The 13,544-nt window shown below is 60.6% G+C and carries 15 protein-coding genes; 8 read left to right on the forward strand and 7 right to left on the reverse strand.

Going from position 1 to position 13,544, the window contains the following annotated elements; translation table 11 throughout:
- The first annotated feature begins 60 nt into the window (after positions 1-60).
- The 4 genes from F3H58_RS23170 to F3H58_RS23185 all read left to right on the forward strand — a co-directional run bounded on the left by F3H58_RS23170 (position 61) and on the right by F3H58_RS23185 (position 4,374).
- Entirely contained in the window at positions 61-1,104 is a 1,044-nt protein-coding gene (locus F3H58_RS23170) for a helix-turn-helix domain-containing protein (protein WP_149743924.1), read from the forward strand.
- A 92-nt stretch (positions 1,105-1,196) separates the two neighbouring features.
- On the forward strand, positions 1,197-1,514 hold the full coding sequence (locus F3H58_RS27325) for a hypothetical protein (protein ID WP_188129041.1): 318 nt from the start codon (positions 1,197-1,199) through the stop codon (positions 1,512-1,514).
- A gap of 81 nt (positions 1,515-1,595) precedes the next feature.
- Positions 1,596-1,934: a flagellar basal body-associated FliL family protein gene (locus F3H58_RS23180; protein WP_149743925.1), complete on the forward strand. Its 339-nt coding sequence runs from the start codon at positions 1,596-1,598 to the stop codon at positions 1,932-1,934.
- 103 nt (positions 1,935-2,037) lie between these two features.
- Positions 2,038-4,374: a glucose/quinate/shikimate family membrane-bound PQQ-dependent dehydrogenase gene (locus tag F3H58_RS23185; RefSeq protein ID WP_149743926.1), complete on the forward strand. Its 2,337-nt coding sequence runs from the start codon at positions 2,038-2,040 to the stop codon at positions 4,372-4,374.
- A 71-nt stretch (positions 4,375-4,445) separates the two neighbouring features.
- Here the strand turns inward: F3H58_RS23185 and F3H58_RS23190 are convergent, their stop codons facing one another.
- A complete protein-coding gene (locus F3H58_RS23190; protein WP_065657331.1) occupies positions 4,446-4,946 on the reverse strand; it encodes a YciE/YciF ferroxidase family protein in 501 nt (166 codons plus the stop codon).
- 172 nt (positions 4,947-5,118) lie between these two features.
- Between F3H58_RS23190 and F3H58_RS23195 the strand changes: the two genes are divergently transcribed.
- Positions 5,119-5,604 (forward strand): MgtC/SapB family protein, encoded by a 486-nt coding sequence (locus tag F3H58_RS23195; RefSeq protein ID WP_065657330.1) that lies wholly within the window; start codon positions 5,119-5,121, stop codon positions 5,602-5,604.
- A gap of 6 nt (positions 5,605-5,610) precedes the next feature.
- Here F3H58_RS23195 and F3H58_RS23200 read toward each other — a convergent pair whose 3' ends face one another.
- From F3H58_RS23200 to F3H58_RS23225, 6 genes are read right to left on the reverse strand one after another with little or no spacing between them, the layout of a single operon-like run.
- On the reverse strand, positions 5,611-6,837 hold the full coding sequence (locus tag F3H58_RS23200; RefSeq protein ID WP_149743927.1) for an NAD(P)/FAD-dependent oxidoreductase: 1,227 nt from the start codon (positions 6,835-6,837) through the stop codon (positions 5,611-5,613).
- A 19-nt stretch (positions 6,838-6,856) separates the two neighbouring features.
- Positions 6,857-7,267, reverse strand: a complete 411-nt coding sequence (locus F3H58_RS23205; RefSeq protein WP_149743928.1) for a TIGR02588 family protein — start codon at positions 7,265-7,267, stop codon at positions 6,857-6,859.
- Between the two features lie 7 nt (positions 7,268-7,274).
- On the reverse strand, positions 7,275-8,135 hold the full coding sequence (locus tag F3H58_RS23210; protein ID WP_078052646.1) for a TIGR02587 family membrane protein: 861 nt from the start codon (positions 8,133-8,135) through the stop codon (positions 7,275-7,277).
- Between the two features lie 53 nt (positions 8,136-8,188).
- Positions 8,189-8,629 carry a PPC domain-containing DNA-binding protein gene (locus F3H58_RS23215; protein ID WP_149743929.1) on the reverse strand — a complete coding sequence of 147 codons (441 nt, stop codon included), beginning with the start codon at positions 8,627-8,629 and terminating at the stop codon, positions 8,189-8,191.
- 59 nt (positions 8,630-8,688) lie between these two features.
- Positions 8,689-9,249 carry a type 1 glutamine amidotransferase domain-containing protein gene (locus tag F3H58_RS23220; protein WP_142781042.1) on the reverse strand — a complete coding sequence of 187 codons (561 nt, stop codon included), beginning with the start codon at positions 9,247-9,249 and terminating at the stop codon, positions 8,689-8,691.
- Between the two features lie 18 nt (positions 9,250-9,267).
- On the reverse strand, positions 9,268-9,489 hold the full coding sequence (locus tag F3H58_RS23225; protein ID WP_078052649.1) for a hypothetical protein: 222 nt from the start codon (positions 9,487-9,489) through the stop codon (positions 9,268-9,270).
- A gap of 293 nt (positions 9,490-9,782) precedes the next feature.
- On the opposite strand from F3H58_RS23225, the gene F3H58_RS23235 reads away from it, so the two are divergent.
- The 3 genes from F3H58_RS23235 to F3H58_RS23245 are packed head-to-tail and all read left to right on the forward strand — an operon-like array spanning position 9,783 to position 13,544.
- The gene (locus F3H58_RS23235; RefSeq protein WP_149743930.1) at positions 9,783-10,613 is read left to right on the forward strand and encodes an N-formylglutamate amidohydrolase; all 831 of its coding nucleotides are present in this window, start codon (positions 9,783-9,785) and stop codon (positions 10,611-10,613) included.
- The gene (locus F3H58_RS23240; protein WP_149743931.1) at positions 10,610-12,487 is read left to right on the forward strand and encodes a flavohemoglobin expression-modulating QEGLA motif protein; all 1,878 of its coding nucleotides are present in this window, start codon (positions 10,610-10,612) and stop codon (positions 12,485-12,487) included. Before F3H58_RS23235 ends, F3H58_RS23240 begins: the two co-directional genes overlap by 4 nt.
- 10 nt (positions 12,488-12,497) lie before the next feature.
- Positions 12,498-13,544, forward strand: coding sequence for a glutathione synthase (locus F3H58_RS23245; RefSeq protein WP_080857707.1), 1,047 nt, complete (start codon positions 12,498-12,500; stop codon positions 13,542-13,544).

The raw sequence follows: 13,544 nt of genomic DNA on the forward strand, positions 1-13,544 counted from the left end.
CAATCCTGTATAGTTTTCGTGGATGGCGGAGGTTCAGCGCCGTGTCCATGGAAAAGCGTCATGATGAACACAGGGTCTTTTGAAGCGCCGCTGGCGCGTTCGCGCTTCGATACGCGCCAGGTGCCGAAACGCGACGCCATGGGGTTGTGGCGGGATTCGATCAACGTGCTTTTCGATGCCCGCCTGCGCCGCTTGCAGGATGACGGCTTCTTCGCCAGCGTGGACGCCGCTTTCATCGGCAATGTCGCGCTTGGCCGCACCCAGTCCTCGGCGCAGGATTTCGACCGTTCGCGCCACAAGCTTGCCCGCGACGGCATGGACGGTTTTCTCCTGCAATTTTACGCGAGCGGACAAAGCATGTCGCGGCGCGGATCGGGTGAGACTGCGGGGCCCGGCGATCTCTATCTCATCGACATGGCGCAGCCGCTTGCCACCGCCACGACCGACCACGACCATCTCAGCCTCGTCGTGCCGCGCCGGCTGCTGGAAGGCAGGCTTGGCGGTTCCGGCAATCATCATGAACGCGTGCTGCCGGCCGGTTTGCCGCTGGTATCGCTGCTGCGCGAAACGATGACGAGCATCTATCGCCATTTCGATGTCATGAACGCCAGCGAGGGCGCAGCGACGGTCTCGCCGCTGCTGGAACTGGCTGCGGCCGCCATCAACAATCATGTCGGGCACGACAATGCGCAGGGCGTGCAGCGGGCGCTCAGGGCATCCATCCGGCGTTATATCGACAATCACCTTCTCGATCCGGCCCTGTCGGTGGAAAAGGTCATGGGCGAATTTGGCGTGTCGCGACGCACCGTCTACCGGCTCTTCGAGCCGCTGGGAGGGTTTTCGGCCTGCATCACCCATCGGCGTCTCGAGCGCGCGATGGATTTCCTGCGGGCACCGCAGTCGGCGCATATGACGATTGCCGAGGTGGCGGCGTCCTATGGTTTCACCAATCCGGAAAATTTCAGCCGCGTCTTCAAGAAGGCCTTCGGCCTTTCGCCGCGTCAGATGCGGCATTTCGCTTCGGAAAACCGTGACCTCACGTCGGATATTCTGAAGCCGGACAGCGCGGAATGGACCCGCTGGATAGTGCAACTCGGCCGCTGACCACGCTTTTAGGGGTGCCCTTCTGACACTTTATGACGGTTTGTTGGCACAATCCGACCATTCGCTGCGGTTGCGGCGCGATGGGGATGCGCATGTCTTTCAGACGTGCCAAACAGGGCTGGTTATTTTTATCAATATATTGCCTGACAATCATGATGTTGAGAATCCTCGCTTTTCTGGACCTGTGTCGCCAATGGCGCCATGAGCTGAAACAACACCTCTCCTTTTCCGGCGCCGGATTTCACAGGCGGCCATCACCTCTGCCGTCGGCGAATTTTGACAGCCCAGCAGACGATCCATCGGAAACGGATGATGGAGCGCTGCGGCCTGTTTCCTGGCTCGGCCTCGGGCAAAGCTTCAGCGCGGTGGATGTAGCAGACTGTGACAGGGCGCGTTTGCCGGCCGAGTGAGGTGAAAGCCGTTCTCCGGCGATCTGGAACAAAACCCTGACCCCGGGGATTAGATCAACAGGGTTACAGGGAGTGAAAGACATGGCCAGAGAAAATACCAGCTATCTCGACGGTCGGGATGTGAAAAGCGAAACGGCAACGCGCGCGCGGCAGGGATCGCGCGGACGACCCGTGCTTGTCATTCTGATCGTCAGCGTGCTTCTTGCATTGGTGGTTTGGGCCGTTGTCGAATATTCGGTTTTCGAACCCGACGAGAACCTGCCGCAGAACCCGCAGACCGAGACTGCGCCCGTGCCGCAGCAGCCGTCGGGATCCGGAAGCTTCGACAACAATCCGGCGAATGGCCGCCCCCAGCCGCCGTCATCGACAGAGACAAATCCCGCGCCGCAGGATTCGACCGGCGCGCCGCAGAACCCGTGACCACCATGGCGTGAAGTTTTTTCGCGACGATGATGATTTTCATGGAACCAGATCGCGCCCGATTTCATTTCACGCAAAGTGACAGGAATCGGGGGTTTCATTCATGGCAGTCACCGTCACTGCAGTTGTTCTCACGCTGATCGGTCTTGCGCTGTTCGGTTTCGGCTCTCAGCTCGTTATGCTGGGCGGGAGCTTTTATTACGTACTTTCCGGACTGGCTTTTCTGTTGACGGCCGTCCTGCTGTTCAAGCGCAATCGCGCAGCCCTTCACGTCTATGCCGTCTTCATTGTCGCGACGCTCGCCTGGGCCATATGGGAAGTCGGCTTCGACTGGTGGCAGCTTGGTCCGCGCGGCGGCATCATCATTCTCATAGGCCTCTGGCTTCTGGTTCCCTGGGTCAGAAAGCCGCTCGGTTTTTCGAGCCCGACCGGGCTTAGCTACGGGCCGAACGCCTGGCCGCTTGCCCTTTCCGTCCTCGCCTCGATCGTCGTGGCCGGATATTCCATGGCGCAGGATCCGCACGATACGGCCGGTTCCCTGCCTCAGGAAACGGCCTCTGCCACGCCCGCCTATGGCGGCAATGTGCCTGACGGTGACTGGCATCAATATGGCCGCACGCCCTATGGCCAGCGTTATTCGCCGCTCACCCAGGTCAATGTCGACAATGTCTCGCAACTCAAGGAAGCCTGGCGTTACCAGACGGGCGATGTGAAGCTGCCTGATGATGTGGGTGAAACCACCTATCAGGTGACGCCGCTGAAAATCGGCAACACGCTTTATATCTGCACGCCGCATAATTGGGCGATTGCCATCGATGCCGCCACCGGCAAGGAAAAATGGAAATACGACCCCAATGTCGGTCTCAATCCGGATCGCCAGCACCAGACATGCCGCGGCGTTTCCTATTATGCCGAGCCGAATGCCGCTCAAGGTACGGCCTGCGCCGAGCGCGTCTACCTGCCGACCTCGGATGCGCGGCTGATCGCGCTTGACGCCGCCACCGGTCAGGTCTGCACGTCCTTTGCCGATCAGGGAGTGCTGCATCTCGAGCAGGGCATGAAATACAATCCCGCCGGTTATTATTATTCGACCTCGCCGCCCGTCATCGTGGCGGGCAAGATCATCATCGGTGGCGCGGTGAACGACAACTATTCCACGCAGGAACAGTCTGGCGTCATCCGCGCTTTCGATGTGAACAGCGGCGCGCTCGTCTGGAACTGGGATTCCGGCAACCCGGCGAAAACCGAACCGATTGCGGCGGGTGAAACCTACACCACCAATTCGCCCAACAGCTGGTCGGTCTTCAGTTACGATGAAGGCCTCGGCCTCGTTTATATCCCGCTCGGCAATCAGGTGCCGGATCAGCTCGGCATGGGCCGCAGCGAGAATGTGGAGAAATATTCCTCCTCCATCGTTGCGCTGGATATAAACACCGGCAAGGATCGCTGGGTGCGCCAGACGGTCCATCACGATCTCTGGGACATGGACGTGCCGGCCCAGCCGGTGCTGCTCGACATCACCAAGGACGGCCAGACCGTGCCGGCTCTCGTCGGCCCCACCAAGCAGGGCGATATCTACGTTCTCGACCGGCGCACCGGCGAGCCGCTTCTGCCGATCACCGAAGAACCTGCACCGGGCGGCGCCATACCGGAGGACTTCACCTCTCCGACGCAGCCGACGACGGCCCTGTCCTTCAAGCCGGAGCCATTGCAGGAAAAGGACATGTGGGGCGTCTCCATGTTCGATCAGCTCGCCTGCCGCATCCGCTTCCATCAGCTGAACTACAAGGGTCGCTACACGCCGCCTTCGCTGACCGGCTCGATCATCTATCCCGGCAATTTCGGCACCTTCAACTGGGGCAGCGTGGCGGTCGATCCCGAGCGTCAGGTAATGTTCGGCATGCCGACCTATCTCGCCTTCACCTCGCAGCTCGTACCGCGCGCCGACATTCCGCCGAAGGGTCAGGACGAAAAGGGTAGCGAACAGGGCCTCAACCGCAATGACGGTGCACCCTATGGCGTGTTCATGGGTCCGTTCCTCGGTCCGTTGCAGATTCCCTGCCAGGCCCCGCCATGGGGTTATGTCGCGGGTGCTGATCTGCGCACCGGCGATATCGCTTACAAGCACAAAAACGGCACGGTCCATGACATGACGCCGCTGCCGCTGCCCTTCAAGGTGGGTGTGCCGGGCATTGGCGGGCCGATGATAACCAAGGGCGGCGTGGCGTTCCTCGGTGCTGCCGTCGACAACTACCTGCGCGCCTATGATCTGACCACCGGCAGGCAGCTTTGGGAAGCGCGCCTGCCGGCCGGCGGTCAGGCAACGCCGATGACCTATGCGCTGGATGGTGGCAAGCAATATGTGGTGATGGTTGCGGGTGGCCACGGCTCCGTCGGAACCAAACCGGGCGACTATGTGATCGCCTATACCCTGCCGTAATCTCTGCAGGTTTCAAGATACAAAAAAACCGGAATGGGCGACCATTCCGGTTTTTGTTGCCAAGAGGGGTATCAAGCCGCTTTTTTCTCGGCGGCGGCGTTAACCGAAGTTTTGGCGAGCGCGGTCAGCGCATCATCGGTTTTCGCTTCTTCCTTGAGCGTGGCATCCAGCAACGAAACCGCTTTCGTGTGTCCCAGCTTTTCCGCCCATGCCTTCAGCGTGCCGTAACGGGCGATCTCATAGTGCTCGACCGCCTGTGCCGAGGAAACCAGGCCGGCGTCGAGGGCGGGCGTGCCCTTGAAGTCCTCCATGATTTCCTCGCCCTCGGCGATGATGCCCTGAATGGCTTCGCAGGTCTTGCCCTGTGCCCGCTTGCCGATGATCTCGAACACCTCCTGCAGGCGCTCGACGTGCCCCTGGGTTTCTTCCTTGTGTTTTTCAAAAGCCTGTTTCAGCTTCGGATCGGTCGCCGCCCGCGCCATTTTCGGCAGGGCTTTCAGGATCTGCCTTTCGGCGTAGTAGATATCCTTCAGCGTATCGTAAAACAGGTCGTCGAGTTTCTTCTCGGCCATTGTTCCTTCTCCCATGTGTGAAAATGCATGACGTGCGCCCATGCGCACGGGAGACAAACCCTTTGCTGCGCCCATGGTTCCGGCTCGGTTGCGCGCAACGTTTATATTGCCGCGCGGAACCAACACGCCTTTGCGAACTTAGTGTGAAGAAATTTCGGGAGGAGACGCGACAGTGCCCCAGAGCCTTGCAGAAGAATTTTCCATGAATATTTCCATCCCCTTCGAGGTGCTGCTGGTGCGTGTGTTCGGCGCGGTCATCCTGTGCGGCCTGATCGGTCTGGAACGTGAGTTTCACAAGAACACCGCCGGCCTGCGCACCAACATGCTGATCGGCCTTGCCGCCGTCACCTTCTGCGTTATCACCATTCACATGATGGAGACGATGGCGGAAGGCCATGAGGCCGCGCGGCTCGATCCCATCCGGCTGGTGGAGGCCGTGACGGCGGGCATCGCCTTTCTTGCGGCGGGTGTGGTGGTTTATACCAGAGGCGATGTCAAAGGCCTGACGACGGGCGCCAGCATGTGGCTTTCGGCGGCAATCGGCCTCTCGGCCGGCCTTGGCATGTGGCCGCTCGCTCTTCTTGCTTCGGGAATGGGCATTGTCGTCCTGTGGACGCTGCGCCGCTTACAGGTGGCGGCGGGCATCAAGGAGGAATGAACGACATCAGCCGAAGCGGAAGAGATCGGCGTCGGGGTCCTTGCCGCCACTGACGGCGGCGGCCACGATTTCAGCGGCGATCTGGCTGAAGGTGATGCCGTTGCCGCCGAAACCCATCACGGCATAGACGTTATTCATTCCGGGCACCGCGCCAATCAGCGGCAGGCCGGTGGTGGTCGTGCCGAAGGCCGCCGCCCACCGATATTCCGGCTTTCCCATATCGATGCCGAGAAGCTTTTCGATCTTGCGGCGGATCGCTTCCGCCTTGGCGGCGAGCTTGCGCTCCGACTGGTAGGCGGTGGGGTTTTCCTCGTCCTCGCCTCCGGCGATCATCCGCCCCTCCCGGTCGGTGCGCAGGTAGAGATAGGGATCGGAGGCCTCCCAGATGATATGGTTCTCCAGCCAGTCGGGTAGGTCGAGCCCCTTTCGGCTCGCCAGCGCCCAGGTGGAAATGATCTGGTGTTTCGGGCTCTCCAGCACTTTCAGGAATTCATAGCCGGTGCAGAAAACGACATTGCGCGCTGAAAGGATTTTGCCGCCGGCGGTGGCAAGGACAACCTCGTCGCCGAGGTTCCTGAGATCGGTGATCTCAAGCTGGGAGACGATTTCGGCGCCGGCGCCCGCCGTGTGGCGCAGCAGGCCGGCCGTCAGCTGCGCGGGATTGGCGGAGGCCGAAATATCGCTGAGGATGGCCCCGGTCCGGTGCAAGCCGTATTGCTCTCTCAGTTCCGCGGCGGTGAGGAGGTGTGCCTCGATGCCCGCTTCTTTCCGGGCTTCTGCTTCGGCCTTCAATGCGCGCGATCCCATTTCGTCTCCAGCCAGATAAAGGGCCTGTTTGCGCCTCATGCTGCAGGAGATGCCGAGCGAAGAAACGATTTCCTCCAGCCGCAGGACGGCGCGGGCGGAACGCTGCCATGCCGTGTCAGCCGCGTGCCTGCCGATCATCTTTCGAAGCTGCGTCAGCGGCGTGTCGATTTCGTGCTGGATCATCGCTGTGCTGGCGACGCTGCTGCCCATGACCGGTTCGCGCCGGTCGACAATCAGCATGGATTGACCTGTCCGTTGCAGGGCGTGGGACACCAGCGCGCCACTGATACCGGCGCCGATGACGATCGTGTCGTAATGGTCGGCCTCCGGCGTGTGCCTGCTGCGGACGCCAATGCGAGGCGTATCCGCCCACACGGGCTTTGAATCCCTGAGATCGCGTTCTTTCGTCAGTTCCGATGTCGGCATGAAATCATCCTGAAAGGTGTCACGGCTCGGTATAGCCGGCGACATTGATGGTGAGCGTTGCGGTGCGGGGATCGTTGCGGAAGAAAAGCGTGCCGGTGTCGCGAGACTCCGAGGCGACGTAATCGAACGTCACATCGGCGCTCTCCAGCGTCGCGCCGTTTTGCTGCAGGTCGCCGCGCACCTGCACCTGCGCCGCCGTCGTCATGGACAGGTTGCGGATGTCGAACCGCACCCGGTATTGCCCGGCCTGCGCCTCCACACCGGTAACGGCGATTTCGAAGCGGGCATCCTCCGGCCTGTAGCGATAGATGTCATAACCGATCCAGCCCAGCATGGCGGCGACAAGGAGCGTGCAGATGGCGCCCGTCAGCCATTCCACCCAATGCGGCTCGGGGCTTTCCGTATGTTTGCGGCCCTTGGATATCGTCATATTGTCCTCACAGGATCAGCCGGGCAGAGGCAGCGCCGATCGAGGCGGGAACGCCGAGAATGACGGCGGCATTCATGATCTGCGACAGCGATGTGTGGTCGAGGCGCTCGAAGGTCCAGAGCGTATAGATGCTGATGGCGATGGCGATGACGTAGCCGGGCAGGGTGAAGCGGATGAAGGATTGCCACCACTTCTGCCCTTCGTGCAGCTGGTGCGAGCCCTTGAAGTGAAGCGCGTAGACAAAGCCATGCATGATGGCGACCGACAGCAGGCAAAGCGCCAGAATGTGATAGGGCGTCACCTTATAGGCGATCAGGATCATTTCTTCCGTCGGCGCGACATTGAGGCTGAGGAAAAGCGCGCCGACCACCATCATGAACAGTTCGTGCAGATAACCCGTCTCGCCGGAATATTCGCCCTCCTCTTCATCCTCCGCGTCGGAATGCTGGCCGAGCTGGCTGCGCCCAAGCAGCGCGCCGATGCTGGCTGGAACGGATTGCAGCGCAATCTTGGCGACGATGTTGGAGGCGGTGATCTGGTCGTTCAGAATGCCGAACAGCAGCAGCACGGCGGCACTGACGGCAATGCCCAGCCCATAGGCCGTTATCGCATCGCGCAGCGCCTGGCTCCAGGAGTGAATATTCTCGAAACCGATGCGGCGGGCGAGAAGAAGCAGCAGCGGCAGGTTGAGGATGCAGAGCAGCAGAAGCCGCCAGGAATTGACGTAAAGGCCGAGAAACCACATTTCCATGGTCATCAGCATGGGCAGGGCAAATAGCAATGCACCCGCCGTACCGCGCGCGAGGCCGATCAGAAATTGCCCGACCTCGTCATCGTCCGCATCTCTTCGATTGATCGCCGTCACCATGCCGCCCCCTGTCCACAGCGATAACGCAATGGCGTTTTTCCGGTTCCGTGGGTTTATTTCGCGGGATCGATGAGAGCGATGCCGAATTCCGGGCGATAGCTGCGCCGCAATTCCGCAGGTGTTTCGCGGATGACGACTTCCAGCGTCGGCCGCACCACCCCTTTTAGAAAATGGCCGCCCCTGGTGGAGCCATCGGCAAAGCCCAGAACCACATGCAGGTGCGGATTGGGCGTATCGTTCTCGTCAAGGGTGATATCGCCAAGCAGGCTTAGAACCTCGCTCTGGTCGGTGACCGGTATTTCCTTATAGTCCTGCGTCGAAAGATCGAAAAAGGCGAGTGTTGCCGTGGCGAAGGCGCCGATCGCGCTCACCGAGGCGGCGTTGATATTCTCTTCTCTGGCAAAGCGCCTAATGGCCTCGAAGGCTTCTTCCTCGGGATCGATGACGAGGATGAAGGTGCGCTCCGCGCCGCTTGCCAGCAATCTGCTTTTCATGTCTTCCTCCCAAATAAAAGTGCCGCCGGAAAACCGGCGGCACGGAAATAGGGTGTGTCTTAAGCGGCGCGGCGTTCGTGGCGGCCTTCCTCGACCTCTTCCACGATCTTGGCGACGAAGGCGTCGAGATCGTCAGGGCTGCGGGAGGTAATGATCCCCTTGTCGGTCACCACCTTTTCATCCTTCCAGTTCGCGCCGGCGTTCTTGAGGTCGGTCTTGATCGACCAATAGGAGGTGGCGTCGCGGCCACGCAGGGCGTCGGCTTCTACAAGCAGCCAGGGTGCGTGGCAGATGGCGGCCACCACCTTGCCGGATTTGATGAAATCACGCACCACCCGCATCGCATCCTCGTCATGGCGCAGAACGTCCGGATTGATCTGGCCGCCGGGTAGAACCAGCGCGTCAAAATCTTCGGTTTTTACGGCCTTGGCGGATAGATCGACGGCGATGCTGTCACCCCAGTCTTTCTTGTCCCAGCTCTTGATCTCGCCCTCCTTGATGGAGGCGACCTTCACGTCTGCACCTTTGGCCTTCAGCTGGTCATAGGGCACGCGCAATTCGGAACGCTCATACCCGTCCGTTGCGAGAATGAGGATTTTTGCAGCGTTGATGGCAGTCATGTCTGTCTCCTTTCGGGTTCAGTCTTCCTTGTCGGAATTGATGGAGGGCAGGAAAAATTCCACGTCCTTGAGCCGCTCCGCGTCGAGATTTTCGATATGCGTTTGCCAGAACCGTTCGGCTTCCGCCGGTTCGTGCTGCCATTGGCGCACGAAGGTCTTGTTGTCGTCGATCATCACCTGACGCGTGCCGCCGAGACGCAAATATTCTTCCGCAAGTTTGCGTGTTTCGGTCTTTTCCATGTCGCGGCTCCTTGTGCGTGGAAAGCGGGAACGGAGGGGTGCCGGATGGGTAAGAAGCTCGGCTGCCATTTCGTTGGCCACCGGGAGAAAACGGAAAAATCCCGATGTTCTTCAGCGCCATCGCGTCCGTTTGACACGGCGGCCCCTCCTGCTGGAACAACGTGAGCTTTCCGGTAAGGTTCCGCAGTTTTTTCCAGCGGCGTCGTTGCCGAAGCCGAATATATCGCGCGCAATTTTTTACCGGAACAAACGGGCATGTCCCGCTGTTTTATCCCCGATGCAGGGGAGGCAGCATGGCAGCCAGACACAGTGACGACGAATATCGCGGTGACAACAAAAACAAGGGTTTCTGGTCGTTCGATTTCGGCAACTCACCGGTTATCGGCACGGCCATTCACGACGGTCATCGCATTAGACCGGACGTATCCGGGCTCATCGCCCTTTCCCCGGAACAGCGGCTGCGGGAGGAAGACCCTTTCACCGGTGAGATGATCGCCGGGCTGACGAACCGTATCGTCGTTCACCATTCACGGTTCGAAATCGATCTCAACCGTGCGGCCGATCAGGCGATCTATCTGAAGCCGGAACAATCCTGGGGGCTTGAGGTCTGGAAAGAAGAGCCGGCGCAGGAAGCCGTCCGGCAGTCGCTCGACTTTCACGCCGACTATTACACGATGCTGGAGACCGTGCTCTCCGCAATCGAAAGGCGGCATGGGGCTTTCGTGGTGCTCGATATACACAGCTATAATCATCGCCGGCAGGGTGCGGCCGCGCCACCGACGGCGCAGGCGGAAGCGCCCGATATCAATATCGGCACCTTTTCCATGGATCGCAGCCGCTGGGGCGATATCGTCAGCGCGGTCGGGCATCATTTCGCGTCAGCGACCATCGGCGGACGCCGCCTCGATGTTCGCGAGAATGTGGCGTTTCAGGGCAAGGGGGAGCAGACCCGTTTCATCCACGAAAGGTTCGCCGAAAATGGCTGCGCCATCGCGGTCGAGTTCAAGAAATTCTTCATGGACGAGTGGACGGGAAAGCCGGATGCGCGTGTGGTGGCGGATATTCGCCAAGCGATAACAGCACTCCAGCCGGTGCTCGAAGAGTGCCTGAGGTCGCGGCGATGAACCTTTCTCCCGCCCGCAGCGCACCGTCTCCCATCGCCGATCTGGTCGATGATGTCGTGTCCTGCCTCGAGGCTGGCAAGGCCATCCGCCGCGATGTCGGCAAAGACGGTCGTCTGCATATCGACCGGCCGCTGCCATTCCTCTGCCTGCATCTGACCGGCGGCACGAAAAATCTCGCCGCACGCGATATCGCCGCCGCCCATGCGTCCTATCTGATCGCGTCGACCATTCAGGAGGCAGCGCCGCTGATCGAGGCCGTTGGCACGGTCATGCGGCAGCGCTTCGGCGCCTTCATCGTCCTTGATATCGGTGAGCTGGAGCATGACATCCTGCTGGCCGACGATTCGCCTTTCCTGCCGCTTTATGAGGTTTCCGTCTCGGCGACGGCTGAGCCAGAAACGCAGAATGCCCGCCGGGTCTTCATCAAGGCGGTTTGCGATGCCGAAGTGCGTTTTCGCACGCCGCGCATCACCCGGCCGGAACCAGATGCCGATCCCGTTCTGCGCTTCAAAAAAGCCGGCCTCGAATTTCCCTGTATCGGCGTGCGTTTCGCGCCGATCTACCGCCAGCCGGAATCCGGTGCGGATTATCCGGGCCTGCGGGTGACGATGATCGCCGATCTTTTCGATGCCGGTCTGCAGGCTTTTTCATCCTTCGCTTCGGGCAAGGACGCGCTCAAGGTTACCAGCCATCGGGCGCTGGGGCGCAAGGCTTTCGTCGATGCGGTCAGGCGTGCCGACCGGTCCGTCGACGATATTGTTTCATCCTTCGATTTTCTGCTTTCCGTCACGCCCATCAATGCCCGCCGGGCCTTCGAGGAATTTCGCGATGGCGGCTTTCAGTTCGCGCCGCGCCTGCTCTACCGGCCGCTCGGCGTCGATGTCGAGGAGCAGAAACGCAAGCTTTATTCCGTCGTGTTCGATCATCTGGAAGACCCGGTGCTTTATAATCTCTACCGGGAGAAACAGCAGGAGATCGATCTGCAACTGACGATGCTCGCCAATCTGCACCATCGCACCTTCACCGATTTTTCGCGCGCCCTTTATGGCGCTGTCGAACCGGCCCTTCTTCAGCTGGCGCTGAGGGTGCTTGCGGATTGCCCGCGCCGGGAGGACAGCAGCGAAATCGCCATGGTCGATTGTTACGCGGTCGCCAAGAAGTCGCGGGAGATGGTCGAGACCTATCTTGCGGAAGCCCCGGAATTCAAGGCACGCGTCGAAATCCGCGACGACCTGCCGCCGGGCCTGATGGTGACGGGTGAGAAGCTTTTGATTTCGCGCCACACCGTCATGGAACAGCGCCGTGTCGAGGCGCTGCTGTCGCATGAGATCGGCGTGCATCTTCTGACGTATTTCAACGGCTCGTTTCAGGGGCTGCGGCTCTTCCGCACCGGCCTTTCCGGTTATGAGGGCGTGCAGGAAGGCCTGGCAGTGCTTGCGGAACATCTGGCCGGCGGCATGACGCGTGAGCGCCTGCGGCTGATCGCCGGCCGCGTTGTCGGCTGCGCCGCCATGCTCGATGGGGCGAGCTTCGTGGAGACCTTCCGTACCATGACCCGCGATCACGGTTTCGATGAGGCTGGGGCCTTCAACATGGTGCTGCGCATCTATCGCGGCGGCGGTCTTTCCAAGGATGCGATCTATCTGCGCGGGCTTGCTGAAGTGCTGGACCATCTGCGCAGGGGCGGGGCGCTCGATCCGTTCTGGATGGGCAAGATCGCCGCCGCCCATTTTCCGGTGATGCAGGAGCTTGCCCTGCGCGGCCTGCTTCGCCCCCCGGGCGTCAGGCCCGCATTCCTGCTGCCCGCGAGGGCCAATGAACGGCTGGAAAAAATACGGGCGGGATTATCCATTGCCGAACTGGCGACATTATAGGAGGGGCTTCATGCGTATCGCATTTTTCGTCAATTCCATCGAAACAGAGGGACCGAACTACGCGACCGGCCTGCTTGCCATGGCGGCGCTCAATCGCGGTCATGAGGTGGTCTATCTGACGCCCGGCGATTTCACATTACGCTCGGACGACAGCCTGACCATTCACGCCACCGTGCTGCCGAAGGGCAAAATCAAGAAAGGCGAGACGTTCCATTCCACGCTTCAGGACAAGGCGCTGGAGCGGCGAACCATGGATGTGGAGGAAATCGATGCGCTGATGCTGCGCAACGACCCCTCGCTCGACCAGACGACGCGGCCATGGGCGGTGCATGCCGGCATCCTGTTCGGGCGGCTGGCCGAACAGCGGGGTGTGGTAGTGCTGAACGATCCCGAAGGTCTGGCGCTCGCGCAGAACAAACTCTATTTCCAGAGCTTTCCCGAAATCGTCCGCCCGACCACGATCATTTCGCGCAATGTCGAGGAAATTCGCGCCTTTGCCGACGCGCATCCCAAGGGCGTCATCGTCAAGCCGCTGCAGGGCTCCGGCGGCAAGAATGTGTTCAAGATCGGCTCCAGCAAAGAGACCAATCTCAACCAGATTTTCGAGGCAGTGAGCCTTGAGGGATATCTGATCGCGCAGGCCTATCTGCCGGCCGCCAAGGATGGCGACATCCGCTTCTTCATGATGAATGGCCGGCCGCTGATGCGGGACGGCAAATATGCCGCCCTTCGCCGCGTGCCCGCCAAGGGCGACCTGCGCTCCAATATCCATGCCCATGGCACGGCGGAAGCCGTGAAGGTGACGGATGAGATCGTGGCGCTTGCCGAAATGGTGCGGCCGAAGCTGGTGGAGGACGGCATGTTCCTCGTCGGGCTCGATATCGTTGGCGACAAGATACTGGAAGTGAACGTCTTTTCCCCGGGCGGTCTTTCCAATATCCGCGATCTCACCGAGATGGATTTCAGCGACACGATCATCGAGGCCGTGGAAACCAAGATCACCATGCAGAGCGCTTCCGGCGGCACCATCTCCAATCGCCTGCTGGCGACGCTGTGA

The sequence above is a fragment of the Rhizobium sp. NFACC06-2 genome, assembly GCF_900101425.1.
GTDB classification, from domain to species: Bacteria; Pseudomonadota; Alphaproteobacteria; order Rhizobiales; family Rhizobiaceae; genus Agrobacterium; species Agrobacterium leguminum.